Here is a 17,982-nt window from a genome sequence, read left to right as displayed (position 1 = left end):
GTAAAATGTTTAAATATTCGCCGGAGTAATTATCGTGAAAAGTCAGACTAAAAACGTGAGATGCCCAGGCTTTTTGTTTAACAGCTGTGGCCTGGATGGCAGTTACCAGTTCCCGGTTGCAGGAAGCCTACTTACTTCCTGTTACTTACTACTTATCACTTTTCTATTACCCATTCCACAGAACCCCAGGTCAACAGCATCTTCTCTCCTGCATTCACAATTAATGAACCATCATTTGTAATGCCGAGCACTTCAGCTTCAAAGGTTATATTTTCTTTTTTAAAAATTACTTTTTCATTGAGCTTATATAAAGCGTTTTGATAATCAAGCAAAATAGCTTCCGCAGAAGATTTCAGCAGTTCATATCTTTTATCCAGAAAGCCACAAAGCTCTTTAGCAAGTGTAGTAACATCATATTTTTTACCGGTAATACACAAAAGCGATGTTGCATTAAATGCGCCAAAATCTGTTTGATTAATGTTTATTCCAACTCCAATTACAGCATATAGCCATTTTTTGTCTCTTATTACATTTTCAATCAATATGCCAACTGTCTTTCTGTCACGCCAATAGATATCATTAGGCCATTTTATCCGGGTTTCTGCCCCGGCATAATGTTTAAAAAAATCATAAATTCCTAATGCCACTGCAGCAATAAGATGAAAAGAATTATCGGGGCGCAGAAAATCCGGCTCTGTAACAAAGCTTATGGTTATGTTTTGTCCCGGTTCTGTTATCCAATGTTTACTGCGCTGCCCTTTTCCCTGTGTTTGCTGCAGTGCAAGCCAGGCATCACCATGTTTTGCCAAACGGGCATGTACTTTTTGCATGGCATAGTTGTTGGTGCTATCCACACTATCTAAAATGCTTAAAAACCGTCCAAATGAATGCATGGGGAATTACGGGAATTAATTACTATTTTTGAGCAAGTTAGATAATAAGCAAATAAATATGCATCCGGAAAAGATGCAATAAACAAAAACAAAAAATCAACCCCGTAAAAGCAGGGTAAATCTAAAAATTCTTTCTATTGACATCATTACAAGTGCTAAGTGAACGCCCCAAACGTTCAGCAAGATTAACGAGGAACAGCAAGCTTTTTAAAACGATCATAAACGCAATACGTAATAAGAAAGGTGAAAATATTATTTCACTTGATCTCCGGAAGGTGGATGAAGCTGTTGCGGATTTTTTTATTGTTTGTGAAGCATCGAGCAATGTACAGATAAAAGCAATAGCGGATGCCATACAGGATGAAGTGAAAGAAAAATGCGTCGAAAGCCCGTACCGGCATGAAGGCTACCAGGCCTTACAATGGGTATTGATTGACTATGTAAACATTGTTGTTCATATTTTTCAACCGGAAACCCGTAAGTTTTATAAGCTGGAAGAAATGTGGAATGACGGGGAGCAGGTTGAGCATGAGTCTTAATGTTTTTTACTTAACAGCATAAAATAATAATCAGAAGAATCTGTTTTAACTATTAATTTTTTTAATACGCTAAGATATTTATGGCACAAGATAATAATCAGAGTAAGATACCCGGGTTTAATAAGAGAGGCGAAGGGGGTGATGACAAGTCACAGAAAAAAGGGCCCCGTTTCAGTATATACTGGGTATATGGAATAGTTGCGCTTACATTGGTGATAGTTCAGTTATACAAAGGCGTTTCTCCTACAGCAACAGTAATTACCGATTTAAAGTTCAGGAATGAAATGCTTGCAAGCAATGACATTCAAAAGCTGGAGTTGGTACGTAATAAGGATGTGGTTAGGGTTTTTGTAAACAAAGACAGCTTAAATAAAAAAATTTACCAGGAAGCGCTTGGCGACAGGTGGGCAATTGTAGCAAAAACAGACGGGCCTCATTTTCAGTTTGAAGTGCCTGATGCTAAAACCTACCAGGGAACAACGCTTGCAGAGTTTTACAAAGAACATCCCGGTGTAAAGGAAGTTCCTGTAAATATCGTCAGCGACCCTGAATGGTTTGGCTCTCTGCTGAACTATATATTTCCTTTATTAATGTTTGCGCTATTGTTTGTATTAATGATACGCAAAGTTGGAGGTCCAGGTGGTGGTGGTGGTCCCGGCGGGATTTTCAGTATTGGAAAATCAAAGGCAACCCTTTTTGAAAAAGGAACCAAAGTGAACATTACGTTTGCAGATGTAGCAGGATTAGAGGAAGCAAAGCAGGAGGTGATGGAGATCGTTGACTTTTTAAAGAACCCCAAAAAATATACTGCGCTGGGAGGTAAAATTCCGAAAGGCGCGCTGCTGGTAGGTTCTCCCGGCACAGGTAAAACCCTGCTTGCTAAAGCTATGGCAGGTGAAGCGCAGGTACCGTTCTTCAGCATGAGTGGTTCCGACTTTGTTGAATTATTTGTGGGTGTGGGTGCCAGTCGTGTAAGAGACCTGTTTAAGCAGGCAAGAGAAAAAGCGCCTTGTATAATATTTATAGATGAAATTGACGCGATCGGCAGGGCAAGGGGCAAGAATGTGATGATGAGCAATGATGAAAGAGAGAATACACTTAACCAGTTGCTGGTAGAAATGGATGGATTTGGAACAGATAGCGGTATTATTATTCTTGCCGCAACCAACCGCCCGGATGTTTTGGATAGTGCGCTGTTGCGTCCAGGTCGTTTTGACCGCCAGATCACTATTGACAAACCTGATGTGAAAGGAAGAGAAGAAATATTCAATGTGCATCTTAAACCGATAAAAACATCCGCTAAGCTTGATGTATATAAACTGGCAGAACAAACGCCTGGTTTCGCCGGAGCGGATATCGCCAATGTTTGTAATGAAGCGGCATTGATTGCAGCGCGTAAAGGCAAAACAGAAGTAGAGATGGATGACTTCCAGGATGCGATTGACCGCGTGATTGGTGGTTTGGAAAAGAAGAATAAAATCATTTCCCCGGATGAAAAAGAGATCATCGCGTATCACGAAGCCGGCCACGCAATATGCGGATGGTTTTTGGAACATGCATATCCCTTATTGAAAGTAACGATTGTGCCGCGCGGCACAGCAGCATTAGGATATGCACAGTATACACCGAAAGAGCAATACTTATATAATACTGATCAGTTAAAGGATCAGATATGTATGACACTCGGCGGAAGGGCCAGTGAAGAAATTTTCTTCGGAAAGATTTCTACAGGTGCAAGCAATGACCTGCAGCAGATCACTAAAATTGCCTATTCAATGATAACAGTGTATGGCATGAATGATAAGATAGGTAATATCAGCTACTACGATCCGCAGCAGGATAATTATTTTACCAAGCCATATAGTGAAGAAACAGGAAAGCTAATTGATGAAGAAGTTAGAAAACTTATTGATGAGGCATATGTGAGAACGAAAAACCTTTTGACAGAGAAAAAGCAGCAGGTTGAAATACTGGCAAAAGAGTTGCTGAAAAAAGAAGTTTTATTCCAGAGTGATCTTGAGCATTTGATTGGTAAAAGACCATTTGAAGAAAAGAAGCCCGCGGATGTAGTACATAATAAGCCAGGTGAAGATCATCATGACGGAGGCATCAGTGCTGGAGTTCCGCCTGCGGAAATAATACCAACTCCATAAAAATGAAGTAAGAACAGAAATAATAAAACCCCGGAAATTTCCGGGGCTTTTTCTTTTGTATATGCCTGGTAAAGAAACGCCCTGGTTAATGCATTATCTTCATCAAAAATTCGAAAAGCATGAAGAGAAATCTTTTTGTAATAATATTTCTCCTCTTAATATGGTTTAATACTACCGCCCAGCTTTCGGTAAACTATACTCTTTCTTTTCCCGCCTTAAAAGAGCATACCTACCGGGTTAGTATGGAAGTGTCGGGACTAAAAACAGACAGCCTGGTATTAGTGTTACCCAACTGGATGCCGGGTTATTATCAATTGATGAATTATGCCGGTAATGTAAAAAACTTTGTAGCGGGAACAACGAACAATAAAAATCTCCGTGTTACAAAGAATGATAAACTTTCCTGGAAAATAAATACAACAGGCGCTAAAACAATTATTGCTGAATATGATATAGTAACAAGCAGGGAATTTGTCGCCAACAGTTATGTAGATGAAGAGCGGGCATACCTTATTCCCGGTAATAGTTTTATGTATATAGAAGGCAAACCAGCTGTTGCTCCTGTTGTTAAAATAAATATTCCCCATAACTGGCAGGTAGCAACCGGGCTTAAGAAAATAAAGAATGGTGTGTTTAAGGCTGATGATTTTGATATATTATACGATTGCCCAATTTTGATGGGCAATCTCGAAGGTATTCGTGATTTTAAAGTGCGTGGCATAAACCACCGGTTTATCGGGTATAAAACAGGAAACTTCGACGAGGCTCTTTTTGCTGAAAACCTGCAGAAGATTGTGATGGTGGCTTCAGATATTATTGGTGAAATACCATATGAAGAATATACTTTTATTCCTGTTGGCCCTGGTCCCGGCGGAATAGAGCATCTCAACAATACAACCTTTGGTTTTGATGGCGCATCGCTCAGCACCAGGGATGGGCAACTCCGCATGTATGCATTTCTTGCACACGAATATTTTCACCACTATAATGTAAAACGGATTCGCCCTGTTGAACTTGGCCCCTTTGATTATGCAAACGGCAACCGCACTACGCAGCTTTGGATAAGTGAAGGGCTGACCGTTTATTATGAATATCTTATTGTAAAAAGAGCCGGGCTTGCAGATGATAATCAGTTGCTGAATTACTTTGAAGGAAACATCAATAGTTTTGAAAATGATCCGGGAAGGGAATACCAGTCGCTGATAGAATCCAGCTATCAAACCTGGGAAGAAGGGCCTTTTGGCAAAAAGCCGGGAGCTGAAGACCGATCCATTTCGTATTATGAGAAAGGTCCGCTGGTTGGTTTACTGCTCGATTTTGAAATTCGTAATGCAACAAGCAATAAACACTCCCTGGATGATGTGATGCGCAGGCTCTATAATGTTTATTACAAAGAAAAGCAACGTGGATTTACCGATGCAGAGTTCAGGTATGTATGCGAAACAATTGCTGGCAAATCGCTGGAAGATTTTTTCAGATACATATATACGGCAGAGGACCTGGATTATAATAAATATCTTGCTTATGCAGGACTAAAAGTTGAAGAGCAGCATATGAACAATAAACGACAGCTGAAGTTTGTAAAAATTCCGGATGCCGGTAAATTACAACAAGATATCTATAATAGCTGGGCCGGTAATTAACCGGCTTTGCTCTTTTGTGGTATGTCTGTGGCATTAGTAGAATATGGGTCTTTATATTACAATAATACACCGGATCTCAGCATGGCGGTTAATATATTCTGGTTGCTATCTTTTATGTTTTCTGTAATACTTGATTTGTTATCGCCGTTCAGCACATTCCTGCTCCATTCAAAAACTTCTTTATGTGCCGCAAAAGCTGTTGCCTGCTGCTCCAACCACTGCATCGCCTGATCTTTACCGTTAGCCTTTGATATAGCCAGGGCCGTTATTAATGCATTGGATGGAAGGAAATTGCTGATGGTGTTTTCTGTTGCCGGCTTAAAGCTGATTATCTTATCGAGTAATGCTTTCGCGTTATTTCCTGTTTTATTTTTTTCCGTTAAATAGAGCATCCAGTCTTCGAGCCTGGTATCAATATTGTCATCATAAGGTTTGCCTACACCAAGATTTTCCGGCCATCGCTTTCCCTGTTCAATAAATTTTTTTGCAACCGAAAATTTCTTTTGTTGCAGTGCGGCTACGGCCTGCATCAGTTTTGCTTCACGGTATAGCATCTTTCCTTCGGTAGCGCCTTCAAAAGGAATGATTTGCAGGTGAGTGAGCAACTTATCTGTTTCGGCGTATTGCTTGTTCAGCAACAGTGTTTTGGCATACAACATTCCCATAATAAGATTATCAGGATGCTGTTTATGAAAAGCGGTTGCTATTGCAAGCGCTTTTTGCGGTTGATCATGACCCATATAATATTCCGCGAGTAATTTCTGGTAGCGCCATCCCGCGGCATCTGTTTGTGCAGCTTTTATTAAGTCGGCAAGCACCTGCGTTGTATCATCCTGCATTACTTGTGCCCTAACCACATAAAAGGGCGCAAATGGCGGATCGTTTTTACAGGACATTAATACCTCTTTGCACTCCGTCACCCGGTTACGATCCCGGTAAATGAGCGCCAGTTGATATTTCAGCATCCAGTCTGTTTGCTTTTGTAAAAGATGCTCAAACACCGTTGCTGTTTCTGCGCGAAAAGGAAAAGCGAGAATAGCAGAAACATTTGTAAGATTAGCAGGCTGATTATCTAAGAAGGCTAACCAGGCAGTTGATTCAGGATTAGGTTCCATTCTTTTAAAAAGATCTTTTGCCTCTTCTGTACCGCCTGTATTATAATACCATATCGCCATCTCTGTATAGGTTTCTCCCGGAAGCTCATTTCTTATTAACGAATAGAAGTTTTTGTCGGAGCTGCTATCGGGATGTAAAAGATATTGTTCATAACGAACAAAATGATTGATGGGATCAATCTTTAAAACAGTTTGAAGTGTAGTTTCCGCCTCTGCCGTATTTCCGTATTTTCTGTTTGCAACAGCTTTGACCAGGTAAGCATTTACATTAGTTGCATTTTGAAGCACAGCTTTATCAGCATAAGCTATCGCCTCTTTATACATTGCTTTTTTACAATATAATTTGGCTAACTCCGTAAATGCCGGGCTTTTAAATGCGGAAGATAAAGCAGCAATACTGAATCCTTCAAGAGCATCTGTTTCATTGCCAAGCGCCAGGTTGATCAGCCCATAATAGTAATTGGATTCTCCATTATGCGTATCAAATGCTAAACATTGTTTAATGTTTTGCAAAGCCTGGTCATACTGCAGGTTCCTGTATTGCAGGATGGATAACTGCAATAGCGAAGGAGTAAACAACGCATCCTTTTCAAGACTTGCCTTTAGTTTTTCTTCAGCTTCGGCGTATAGTTTCTGATCAAACAATTCTTTGCCCTGCACATATAAACCATAAGCAGTGTTCCAATCGAAGGCATCATTTGAGACCAGGGGCCTGCTGATTACATTATGCTGCGGATCGCTGTTGTATACGAGCTTATTTTTTCCGAGCGTTGCTATTAATGCGTCTGCATTTACATCAGCCTTAATAGAGTCTGAAAAAGTTTGTAAAGGAGACAAGCTTATTTTCCTGCTGTAAATATTTGTTCCGTTGTGTTTAACTACAAGGGTGTCGTTAATAGTTTGTACGGCAGAGAAATATAATCTGATCCAGCCGTTTTCATATTTCATATTGAATGCACCATAAGGATTGGCTTCTGCTATGCCATTGGTATTTTGTATGGGATACCAATACTCTTTCCAGTTATCAGAAGCATAAGGCTCAAAACCAATATGCTTAAAAGGAGTAAAAGAACTTTGAGACGCGTTTTGATTGAACAAACGGCCTGATTGTATTTCAACATATTGCCCATCTGTATCTGTCAGCATTTTTTCCCATATCATTCCCTGTCGCGATAAGCCCCATATCCATATTTTTTTTCCGGCTTTATCATCATAGTTTCCATAGCGCACCATACCATCATTGGTTTGGTGATAATATGCGCCGAAGAAATTGGTAAGCTTTCCAAAAACATGATATGATTTTGGTCCGCCGAAATCATTCTCTTCATAAAAATTGATCTTTTTGCCGTTGCTTTTGTTTACCGGCCAATCACTGTATTCACCACCATGACCAATATAATGTGTACCGGGGAAAACAAACTCGAGATTGCCTTTTGCAGGCATCCCCAAATTCATCCAGTGATAATACGGTTGGGTAAAAGAACTGTTGTTATACCAGAAGGATTGTGTAGTAAAGTAGGCTTTATCTTTTGGAAGATTTATTTCAATGCGCCAGTTGCTGCGGGTAAGCAGGTCAAGCACGCCGATAATACAGCTTACGCTTTCATCTTCGTTTTGACGGACAATATAATCAACCGGTGTAGAACAATTGGGCGTATGGCCAATAATGCCATAGTTGGCTTCAAGTCCGCCGCTTGTCCAGGGACCACGCATACCAATATCCCTGAACTTCACCACATGATTATAATATATGAAAGGCTTACCTGTTTTCTTAACGGTAGCAGCCCATATTTTGCCGCCAACTTCCGGTAAAATTATTAAAGAGATATAATCATTCTGCAGTTCCACCACTTTCCATTCTTTATCTACCGGCCTGTCTGTAAAACCATCAAACCTGAAATAAGGATATACATTGTTTGACAACGCTATCGGATTGGGATCAGCAAACGGGTAGGTAATAAATGTTTTTTTGTATTCGCTGAATGTTGCATTTGACTGGCCGAGAACAGAAGCAGAAAATGTAATTGCTATTATCAGATTTAAGCAGCGCATCAACAGTATATTTATTTTGTATTGAAGGGATATACTCAAATATATCAGAAAACATTGGATGTTTTTGCTGCAAACGATTGTGTGAAAAGAGATAATGAGGAAGGTAAGCTATACGGGCAAAACGTTGCAAATAAAAAACCTATAAGGCTTATGGTTTTCACCGCTATGCCTTATAGGTTTAAAAAAGGGGAAGTATATTTTATTTCTTGCTGATCTTATACAAACTTCCGTTGTCGGTTACAGCAAACAGCATTCCATTGCTGTATGCTATATCGCGGAAACGCTCTTTCTTGTCAGACAGCAACCACTCTTCACCCACTACTTTATTATCTTTAATAACCAGGCGGGTAATATGCATGCTGCTCAATCCACCGATAAACAGATTGTTTTCCCACTCAGGAATGGTATTGCCTTTATAAAAGCTCATACCGCTTGGCGACATTACAGGATCGAAATAATAAACCGGTTGTTCCATGCCTTCTTTCTGCTGAATAGAATCACCGATTTTTTTTCCATTATATTCAATGCCATAGGTAATAACAGGCCAGCCATAGTTTTTACCAGGTTTAACAATGTTAACCTCATCTCCGCCGCGTGGTCCAAATTCAGCTTCCCACAAATCGCCGGTAACTGGATTAATATCTAATCCCTGCGGGTTGCGATGGCCGTAGCTGAATATTTCAGGCATTGCATCGTTTTGGCCAATAAAAGGATTGCCCGGAGCCGGTTTACCATCTTTGGTGATTTTAAAAACCTTGCCTAAGCCGGCATTTAATAATTGCGCTTGTGCTCTGCCGTTAAGCACAGAACGCTCACCTGCGCTTACAAAAAGATTACCGTCTTTGTCAAAAATTAATCTTGAACCATAATGCAGCTTGCTGTTATCTAATTCCGGAGTAGCGCGGAAAATAACCGTTGGGTTTTCAATCTTTCCTGCTTCAATATTCAATTTGCCTTTTGCTACAGCGGTTAAATTTCCTTTTTTATATGGTTCTGCATATGACCAGTAAATAATACTGTTGGTAGCATAATCAGGATCAAGCGCTACATCAAGCAAACCGCCCTGTCCATCACTATCTACTTTAGGAAGTCCTTCAATCTTTTTTGCGAGGCTGCCGTCTGTATTGCGAACCTGCATGAAGCCGGTTTTTTCAGTAATTAAAAACCTGTCATCCGGCAGAAGAATTACAGCCCAGGGTTTACCGAGGTCTTTAGCCAGTTGATCAACCTGGTAAGGCGTGGTGGTTGTCACAGCACCGATTCTTGTTTGTCCGGCAAAAGCAGGTTTGTAATCTGAATTGGGAGGATTTGTTTCCAGCGGAGGCAAGCTGGTTGTATCAGTTGCAGCAGCGGGAGTATCTGCGGTACCGCCACCCGAAGCATTATTGTTGCATCCAATGCTGAATACTGCTAAAGCAACAGCAGACAGGTAAAAGAATTTTTTCATGTGCTTGTTGATTTTTGAGGCGTAAATGTAGGGAAAATTGAGGAAGGGGCTGTTTTGAAGTATGTAAATCTGTGATAAATGCCTGTGGGCATTAACTAGCGGGTAAAACCATTAAGCAATTTTTGAAAAATCTGCATTAGTGTTGTAACTTTTGATTATGGATACTAATCATGTTGCAAAAGAACAAATTCTTCAAATAGTAGAGAACCAGTTAAAGAATAATGATCCGCCAGAAACGAAGCAAACATATGACCGGTTATTAAAAAGTGGTATAACAGAAGAGGATACACGTATTTATATTGGTCAGTGCGAGGCTGTTGAAATATTTGATATAATGAAATACCAGCGGCCGTTCAATAAAAAGAGATTTATTGAAAATTTGAATAAACTGCCGGAGGAGCCTTTTGAATGAATGGTTTTTTAGCTGTATAATATATGAAGGCGCAAGGAAACAAGTCCGGTTAACAACATTTGTACAGCCCGCTGGAAGTTGATATTCGGAGGGACTGCTATTCCTGTTCCCTCCGCACTTCTTGATACCTGATCTCTATTAATCACTAAACCAGAAGATATGTCAAGATCAGACCGTATTGCCGTTGTAGTAGTGCATGGCATGGGCAACCAGTTCCCGATGGACACACTTCGCGGATTTGTAGAAGCGCTGCAAAAACCAAACGCAACTTTATACAGCAGTCCTAACCGCATAACGGATGACCTTGAGTTGCGACGCCTTAGTTTCCGGGAAGAAAAGATGGATTACTTCGAGTATTACTGGGCCCATGAAATGGAAGAACCGAAACTGGGAGAAACCCTTCTCTGGAGCCTTAAGCTTCTCTTCGTAAAAAAACGCTCAGCAAGCTTTAAAAAGCATATTTACAAGGTATATTTATTGCTGCTCAGTATTATACTGCTGGTAGCTGCAATTGCAGGGGGCGTTTTCTGGTTGTTTAAGGATGAAATACAAGGGTTGCTGGCAGTATCGGTATATGGGTTTTCCGTAGCTGTTTTAATAAGATTTGTCTGGTCGTTATTATCCGGCTCCATTATTGGTTCGGTGCAATCAAGTATCGGGGATGTTGTTAAGTATACTATTCCCTCACCCGGTAATATTGCCGTGCGTGATAAAATTCGTAAAAAGGGCATAGAACTACTGAAGAAACTGCACGAAGCGAAAAAAGAAGATGGCAAAACAAAAAGCTATCATAAGATTATTGTTGTAGGTCATAGCCTTGGCAGTATAGTTGCCTATGATATTTTAAACAGTCTTTTTGCAGAGTATCATACAGCTTTTGAAAATATACCAGGTTATTTTAAGCAGGAGGAGCTGGATAAATTACTGTTGGCCTCCTCCAACCCAGACCATACAAGCTATAATTATCAAAACATCCAGAACGCAGTTTTTAATGAGTACCAGTCGCTTGGCTGTAAGTGGCGGATACACCAGTTTATTACATTAGGCTCCCCGCTCACACATGCACCCATGCTGCTGAATAAAAAACTCGATGATTTTGCCCGGAAAAAACAGCAAAGAGAATTTCCGTCCTCTCCTCCTCAACCAGATGATAAGGACAAGCACTTTGTTTTTAAGAAAAACTATAAATCTTCAAAAGGGAAACCGAGAACAGTAAAAATATTACATCACGCTGCTCTTTTCGGTATTACCCAATGGACAAACATTTATTATAAAAACGATTGGATTGGCGGTGCATTATCCCCGGAATTTGGTAAAGGCATAAAAGACGTTGAGCTAATGGCAAATAACAGGTGGACACGTCTTATACCAATGGCTACACATACTAAATATTGGGATAAGAAAGACAATGGCGGATTAACAGAGATTGAAAAACTTTTAGAAAGATCAGGTAGATATTGGAAAGAGTGAAATGGGTATATCTGGTTTTGGGTGAATTAACGGGTTGGTTCAATTGTAGTATGCGCAACCATTACAAAATACATTTATATAATCTGGAGGCTATAAAACTTTTTGATGCAACATTTGCTTTGCAAGCAATATCATGATGTAAAAAGCGTATGGAAAAAGTCGTTCTCTTTGCAGCTTTAAGCGTACTTCTTTCATGCCAAAAAAACAAAGATTCAGACAGTTCCATCCCTGGTCTCTCTTTAGTAGGCAAATGGAAATTGGTTGAAACCCGCTCCGGAATAGGAGACGGTACGCTTACCCCCTGGACTCCGGTTAATAGCAACGATGTTCATATTAGTTTTTCGTTAGATGGAATTTTTAACTGCAACACTATAGATGAATGGCATAGTTATCTTAAAAAATATTCAAGCTATACCTCAGATACCATAATAATAAATAATTCTGCCAATAAAACAGTATTGGTAAAGCTTTATACAAATGGAAGAACCGACAGCCTTTCCTGGTATGTTTTGCATAGATATGATAAGTATGTAGAGTTTGCGTTGCCTTGCATAGAGGGCTGCTATCAAAGATTTAAAAAAATTAATTGAAAAATAATTCAATTAGCTTAGCTGACACATGTTGACGTCACCATCTCTTAAACAACAAGCTTATTCACTGTGTATTCATTTATTAAATGAAAAAATTCAAACATTACAACAGGCATTAAAAGAGCTTACAGAAAGCGCAGCCAATGAAACAAAAAGTACAGCAGGCGATAAACATGAAACCGCGCTGGCAATGCTGCAGATAGAACAGGAAAATATAAACCGCCAGTTAAAAACAGTTTTAGATCAGAAGGCTTCCATTGAAACGCTCAACATTTCATCAAAGCATGTAGCTGTCGGTAGTGGCAGCCTTGTTAAAACCAATAAAGGTTATTTGTTTGTAAGCGTAGCATTGGGTAAAACAATGGTTGACAATATACCTGTGGTCTTGCTTTCTCCACAATCTCCTTTAGGTAAAAAATTACTCGGACTTAAAATAAACGACAGCACCGAAATAAATGGAATGCATTACACCGTTGAAGAAATAGAATGAACGATTGTGTAGCCGCTTTCCTGCCCTATACCATATACCCTATACCTTCCACCTTTTTTACCGCTTATTTCCAAACCCTTTCAAAAAGGTTAACGCTGCAATAAGATTACCATCTTTTGTGAGCGTACCGTCAAAATTCCTGCCGATGGAGAATGTAAGCTTTTGATTCTCTAATATTTTATAGTCTGCATTAAAAACAATACGCCAGGATGGATCAATAGTATTTGAAGAAAGCACACTCCTGTAAACAGCCTCAACACTGGCGCTGAATTTTGATTGCGGTTTTGCATATATGTATCGTAAGCCTGCATCAAAGGTGGTGATATTACCAATGTCATTTACCATATTATCTTTTGCAAAAACCTGGTCGGGGTTGTGCAGCAGCCGCAGAATGAATAAGCCGGCTCCGTATGTTGTATCGGTATAACCGATCGTTGTCCATATACCGGCATTATATATTTTGGAATTGTTAAATTTCTGGTTCCTGAATTCAGTGCTTACACCTCCTGCCACGTCCCAGGTAAATCCTGCTCTGAATGTCTGGAACCCGGAGGCTATTTGCTGGATCTCTTTGTCAAGCTCAGCTATTTTTTCACCTTTTTCAGCCTCATAATAGTCGGCCAGCTTTTTATTAAGCGCATTATTGATGGCGTTATATTCTTCCCCGGCCATTACCGCCCGTATTTCATCAGCGCTTTTCCCGGCAAGCATATCTTTTCTTTTTTGCCGCAGTTCCATCACAACAGGGTCAACATTGGCTTTATAACCTGTAAGCATATCATCAAGATGCCGGAGACGCTTATCCTGTAGTTGTTTTATTTTATCCAAAGCCTGCTTTGTGCTGTTGTCGTACTCCCCCCGTAAAATGGAAAACTTAAAGCCAAAGCCGCCATATGTACTTTTTGCATTCAGGGTTGTCGTTTGAGTGGTGTCGGGGCTGCGGATGGCAAATGATAAAACAAGCGTTTGCTTCAGCACGTCTTTTCCTCCTGATCGCCTGAAGCCTTCGGTGGTAATGTCGCCTTTTTTGCTGCTTTTGAACAGCCAGTACGGGGCAATATCAATCGCATAATTTGAAGGCAGCTTTGTAAATGAATTTGATGCCGATTGCAGCGAAAGCATAAAAGCAGATACATCGGTTGGCTTATCAATATCGCTTGGCGCTATCCCCAATAAATTAGAGGCCGGCGATGCAGGCGCATTAAGCAGGTCAACTTTTATAGTAGTGTCTACCTGGCTTTGAGCTATTGCAAAACCTGAAGTCATCATAGCTATGATGAAAAGTATATTTTTCATTGCAGTAATGTTAGGGTTTAAAAAATTCGATCAAACACAAATAGTCTGCGGATGCACCTTCTTTGTCAACAGTTCTCGATAATGGAAATTCAACCGGATCCATTCCTCCTGTTAACTGAATTTTCAAACTGGTAAGATTTGTTTCACGCGAAGTGTCGGCTATTGTTGCAGCAATGCTTAACTTCTTTCCGTCAAGCATTTTATTCGTACCCAGTATTATTGTGTCAAAATCACCCGCGTGTTTTTCTGAGATCACTTTATCATTCAGCTTGATGGTCATATCACTGGTTTGTCCTTTATCGCCCACTTTCACCGCAAGTGACACATTATTATCTGATCCATCAACAATATATAATGTATCTAATGTAGTGTTTTCTCCCATTGCGGCGCCTGCCGACCTGGAAACAGATCTTGATATTGACCTTGTTTGGGGAGGCGAATTTTTTTTAGGAGTTGCTTTTTTTGCTGCTTTTTTCGCTGCTGCTTTTTTCAACTTTTTTGCAGCTTTCTTTTTTGGCGTTGGCATATATACAGTTTTAGCCTACTCTTGATTCCCTTTTCGGCTTCCGGGCAATAATTTCCAGTAAAGGCAGGTATTGTTTTTTTGTTGGTTAACCGGCATTAAATAAAGTGCGGATAGTTTGCAGAGCATCAGTAAGCAGGTAAAACAAAACTAAAATTATGCATTTTGTTACCTGTCTTTTATCTTTTTTATAAATTCCTTTACCCACTCGTATTCATAGCCCTTTTGCAGCAAATAGTCCTGCAGTTTGCGCATTTTTATAAAAATATTACGCTCTTTTCGCAGCTCTTCCCATTTGCGGCTTGCCAGTTTTTCAAGGGTATCTTTATAATCAGTATCACGTATCTGCGCCAGGGCTTTTTTAATACAATAACTGCTAACCTGCTTTTCTTTTAAACCCTGCTCAATTTTCTTTTTACCCCATTGCTTCATCCTGAATTTGCCCCCGGCAAACTGGATGGCAAAACGTTCTTCGTTCAGGTAGTCTTCTTCTATAAGGCGGGAAAGCAATAATTCTACCTGCTCTTTGCGGATGCCGAAGCTATATAGCTTTTCTTTGGCTTCGCCGTGACTACGCTCCTGGTAGGCGCAGTAATATTTTGCTTTTTCATAAGCCTGCTCCGGCGAAAGTTGTTTGCGTTGCATCATAGAAACCGGTATATATGAAGACTTTACCTATGGTAAAAGCCCGAAGTGTAACAGCAAGGTAGTGGATTAGTAGTTGATATTCTTTCAAAAATTCAGGTTACATTTACCCCCTTAATTCTATATTTGCCTAATTCAAATATTAATTGAAACTATGAAGTTTATTGTTTCTTCGTCAGCCTTACTAAAGCAACTGCAGCATATAAGTGGTGTTATAAGTTCAAATACGGTTTTGCCCATACTGGAAGATTTTTTGTTTGAAATTGAAAAAAACAAGCTTACGGTTGTAGCTACTGACCTTGAAACCGTAATGAAAATTCATATTGATATTGAAGCCCGCGACAGCGGTAAAATATGTATCCCGGCAAAAATATTGATGGATACTTTGAAAAACCTGCCCGATCAGCCGCTTACTTTCACTATAGATAAAAACTTTGCTGTAGAAATTACCAGCGATAATGGTAAATATAAAGTAATGGGCGAAAATCCTGATAATTTCCCTAAGGAACCTGCCGCCAAGGATACTACTTCATTTACCATGACATCCTCTGCGCTGGTTACCGCCATCAATAAAACACTTTTCGCGGTTAGTAATGATGATCTGCGTCCTGCCATGACAGGCGTATTTTTTGAACTGGACAAAAAATCGATCACTTTTGTAGCCACTGATGCGCATCGCCTTGTCCGCTATCGCAAAACAGATGTAAGCTGCCCACAGAAAGATTCATTCATTGTTCCCAAAAAGCCGCTGAACCTTTTAAAATCAGCTCTGCCTGACAACGATGATGAATTAAAGATATCTTACAACAGCAATCACCTTTTTGTTGATCATGGAACCACGGAGCTGGTCTGCAGGCTGATTGATGCCCGTTTCCCCGACTATAAAGTGGTTATACCGACCGAAAATCCTTATAAAATGACGGTTAGCCGCCCGGATTTTCAAAACGCATTAAGAAGGGTGAGCGTATTCAGTAATAAAAGTACCAACCAGGTAGCGCTTACCATAAGCGGGGCTGAGTTACAACTTGCCGCACAGGATGTGGATTTCAGCTTTGAAGGAAATGAGCGTATGAATTGCCGTTATGAAGGAGAAGATATCCAGATTGCATTTAATGCTAAATTCCTCATAGAATTATTAAATGCCACAGACAGTGCTGAAGTAGTGATGGAGCTTTCCACCCCTACTAAAGCTGGCATTCTTCTGCCGGTTGATAAAGATGAAAACGAAGATCAACTGATGCTGGCAATGCCGCTGATGCTGAACCAATAGTTAGCCAATGGATCTTGTTACCATACGAAGTTTCGATAGCTATATTGATGCTAATATTATTCTTGGCAGGTTACAGGAAGAAGGAATTGTATGTTTTCTTAAAGATGAATATACAGCTACTATTCTAAGCAATGCTATTGGAAATATTAAACTGGTTGTTCCTGAAAACCAGGCGGAAAGAGCAAAGGAATTACTGCAACAATTTGATGGAGAGCAAAAGCTTCCTTAAAAAACAGGAGCATTACGAAATGTAAATGCTTACTTCCTCAATGTATCAGGAAGTAGATAAATTCTTATTATTTTCTTCCTTGTTGTCAGCTGCACAGAAGATATTGAAAAGATCAATTTTTTACATGATGGCGGAGTTTGATGAAGACCTGATCACCTGTTTTAAGGAAACGGCATAAGAATTCATCCTGTCCCGGCATAAGGGGTGCATTCCAAATTTTCGCTTCATATTGAGTCTGCCCTCACCCCTTTATCCCCTCTCCACGCAGTGGCAAGGGGAATAATGGTGCGAAAATTTGGAGTGCACCCCCGTATAAGGCATTCTTTTGGTGTATAAAAAATCTTCGTAACTTTTCTACAAGATTGATTTGTCATGGATCCATTTCTGCAATACTGGGAACATATACCAAGTTCACATCGTGTGCTTATATTAATGGGCGGCATGATATTCTTCTGGCTGATAGAAGGGTATTACCCGTTATTTAAGTTCTCTTTTAAGCGGTATAAACATGCAGGCGTAAACCTTGTTTTTTTGGCGTGCACACTTGTGCTGAACATTATTTTTGGTTTTACAACCATTAAAATATGTGCCTGGACGGAGCAGCACCAGTTTGGGTTATTATACCTGTTCAGCATGCCGGTATGGGTTAAAGTGATCCTGTCGCTTTTCCTGCTGGATTTTTTTGCGCAGTATGCCCCGCATTACCTGATGCACAGAATAAAATGGATGTGGAAATTTCACATGATCCATCACAGCGATACAAAAGTGGATGTAACTACCGGCACCAGGCATCATCCCGGCGAATGGCTGATCCGTGAATCATCAACCATTGTTGGTATTCTTGTTTTGGGAATACCCATCGGGTATTATTTTTTGTACAGAAGTGTAGCCGGATTTTTCACGCATTTCAATCATGCCAATATCCGCGTGCCTTTATGGCTGGATAAACCGATAAGCTGGATTTTTGTCTCTCCTAATATGCATAAGGTGCATCATCATTTTGAACGCCCCTATACCGATACAAATTTTTCGAATATATTTTCGCTTTGGGACAGAATATTCGGCACTTTTGCATACGATGACCCGAGGAATTTAAAATATGGATTGGATGTCCTGGAAGGAAAAGACGATGAAGATGTGGCGTATCAATTCAAGATACCTTTTGATAAAACAATAAAGACGGATTATTAATCCATAACTATCTTTGAAAAAAAC

The 17,982-nt window shown here is 40.0% G+C and carries 16 protein-coding genes; 10 read left to right on the top strand and 6 right to left on the bottom strand.

All coding sequences use genetic code 11. The annotated features are described in order from the left end of the window. Positions 1 to 155: 155 nt before the first annotated feature. Entirely contained in the window at positions 156 to 893 is a 738-nt protein-coding gene (locus DC498_RS17035; RefSeq protein WP_116875387.1) for a biotin--[acetyl-CoA-carboxylase] ligase, read from the bottom strand. Positions 894 to 1,030: 137 nt separating this feature from the next. Between DC498_RS17035 and rsfS the strand changes: the two genes are divergently transcribed. The 3 genes from rsfS to DC498_RS17020 all read left to right on the top strand — a co-directional run bounded on the left by rsfS (position 1,031) and on the right by DC498_RS17020 (position 5,228). Beyond that, complete coding sequence (gene rsfS, locus DC498_RS17030; protein WP_116875386.1) at positions 1,031 to 1,432, top strand: ribosome silencing factor; 402 nt, start codon at positions 1,031 to 1,033, stop codon at positions 1,430 to 1,432. 80 nt (positions 1,433 to 1,512) lie between these two features. Further along, positions 1,513 to 3,585, top strand: a complete 2,073-nt coding sequence (gene ftsH, locus DC498_RS17025; RefSeq protein ID WP_116875385.1) for an ATP-dependent zinc metalloprotease FtsH — start codon at positions 1,513 to 1,515, stop codon at positions 3,583 to 3,585. 119 nt (positions 3,586 to 3,704) lie between these two features. Beyond that, on the top strand, positions 3,705 to 5,228 hold the full coding sequence (locus DC498_RS17020) for a M61 family metallopeptidase (RefSeq protein WP_116875384.1): 1,524 nt from the start codon (positions 3,705 to 3,707) through the stop codon (positions 5,226 to 5,228). A gap of 56 nt (positions 5,229 to 5,284) precedes the next feature. Here DC498_RS17020 and DC498_RS17015 read toward each other — a convergent pair whose 3' ends face one another. Together DC498_RS17015 and DC498_RS17005 are read right to left on the bottom strand one after the other, a co-directional pair. Beyond that, positions 5,285 to 8,395 (bottom strand): DUF5107 domain-containing protein, encoded by a 3,111-nt coding sequence (locus DC498_RS17015; protein WP_116875383.1) that lies wholly within the window; start codon positions 8,393 to 8,395, stop codon positions 5,285 to 5,287. Positions 8,396 to 8,594: 199 nt separating this feature from the next. Next, positions 8,595 to 9,842 carry a PQQ-dependent sugar dehydrogenase gene (locus tag DC498_RS17005; RefSeq protein ID WP_116875381.1) on the bottom strand — a complete coding sequence of 416 codons (1,248 nt, stop codon included), beginning with the start codon at positions 9,840 to 9,842 and terminating at the stop codon, positions 8,595 to 8,597. Between the two features lie 157 nt (positions 9,843 to 9,999). Here DC498_RS17005 and DC498_RS17000 point away from each other — a divergent pair, with 157 nt between their 5' ends. The 4 genes from DC498_RS17000 to DC498_RS16985 all read left to right on the top strand — a co-directional run bounded on the left by DC498_RS17000 (position 10,000) and on the right by DC498_RS16985 (position 12,804). Beyond that, entirely contained in the window at positions 10,000 to 10,254 is a 255-nt protein-coding gene (locus tag DC498_RS17000) for a hypothetical protein (protein ID WP_116875380.1), read from the top strand. Positions 10,255 to 10,413: 159 nt separating this feature from the next. Beyond that, entirely contained in the window at positions 10,414 to 11,724 is a 1,311-nt protein-coding gene (locus DC498_RS16995; protein ID WP_116875379.1) for a hypothetical protein, read from the top strand. 149 nt (positions 11,725 to 11,873) lie between these two features. Next, entirely contained in the window at positions 11,874 to 12,314 is a 441-nt protein-coding gene (locus DC498_RS16990) for a hypothetical protein (RefSeq protein ID WP_116875378.1), read from the top strand. Positions 12,315 to 12,342: 28 nt separating this feature from the next. Beyond that, positions 12,343 to 12,804, top strand: a complete 462-nt coding sequence (locus DC498_RS16985; RefSeq protein WP_116875377.1) for a hypothetical protein — start codon at positions 12,343 to 12,345, stop codon at positions 12,802 to 12,804. Between the two features lie 57 nt (positions 12,805 to 12,861). Here DC498_RS16985 and DC498_RS16980 read toward each other — a convergent pair whose 3' ends face one another. The 3 genes from DC498_RS16980 to DC498_RS16970 form a co-directional block, all read right to left on the bottom strand. Further along, positions 12,862 to 14,100 carry a hypothetical protein gene (locus tag DC498_RS16980; RefSeq protein ID WP_116875376.1) on the bottom strand — a complete coding sequence of 413 codons (1,239 nt, stop codon included), beginning with the start codon at positions 14,098 to 14,100 and terminating at the stop codon, positions 12,862 to 12,864. A gap of 10 nt (positions 14,101 to 14,110) precedes the next feature. Next, positions 14,111 to 14,626, bottom strand: coding sequence for a hypothetical protein (locus DC498_RS16975; RefSeq protein WP_116875375.1), 516 nt, complete (start codon positions 14,624 to 14,626; stop codon positions 14,111 to 14,113). 165 nt (positions 14,627 to 14,791) lie between these two features. After that, the gene (locus DC498_RS16970) at positions 14,792 to 15,271 is read right to left on the bottom strand and encodes a regulatory protein RecX (protein WP_116875374.1); all 480 of its coding nucleotides are present in this window, start codon (positions 15,269 to 15,271) and stop codon (positions 14,792 to 14,794) included. Positions 15,272 to 15,422: 151 nt separating this feature from the next. Here DC498_RS16970 and dnaN point away from each other — a divergent pair, with 151 nt between their 5' ends. The 3 genes from dnaN (at position 15,423) to DC498_RS16955 (ending at position 17,958) form a co-directional block, all read left to right on the top strand. After that, a complete protein-coding gene (dnaN, locus tag DC498_RS16965) occupies positions 15,423 to 16,538 on the top strand; it encodes a DNA polymerase III subunit beta (protein WP_116875373.1) in 1,116 nt (371 codons plus the stop codon). 7 nt (positions 16,539 to 16,545) lie between these two features. After that, positions 16,546 to 16,767, top strand: coding sequence for a putative signal transducing protein (locus tag DC498_RS16960; RefSeq protein WP_116875372.1), 222 nt, complete (start codon positions 16,546 to 16,548; stop codon positions 16,765 to 16,767). A 372-nt stretch (positions 16,768 to 17,139) separates the two neighbouring features. Continuing rightward, the gene (locus DC498_RS16955) at positions 17,140 to 17,958 is read left to right on the top strand and encodes a sterol desaturase family protein (RefSeq protein WP_116875371.1); all 819 of its coding nucleotides are present in this window, start codon (positions 17,140 to 17,142) and stop codon (positions 17,956 to 17,958) included. Positions 17,959 to 17,982: the final 24 nt, after the last annotated feature.

Origin of the sequence: Terrimonas sp. (genome assembly GCF_003075435.1) — a bacterium.
In the GTDB taxonomy this organism is placed as follows: domain Bacteria; phylum Bacteroidota; class Bacteroidia; order Chitinophagales; family Chitinophagaceae; genus Agriterribacter.
This window is presented reverse-complemented; position numbering and strand designations above follow the sequence as displayed.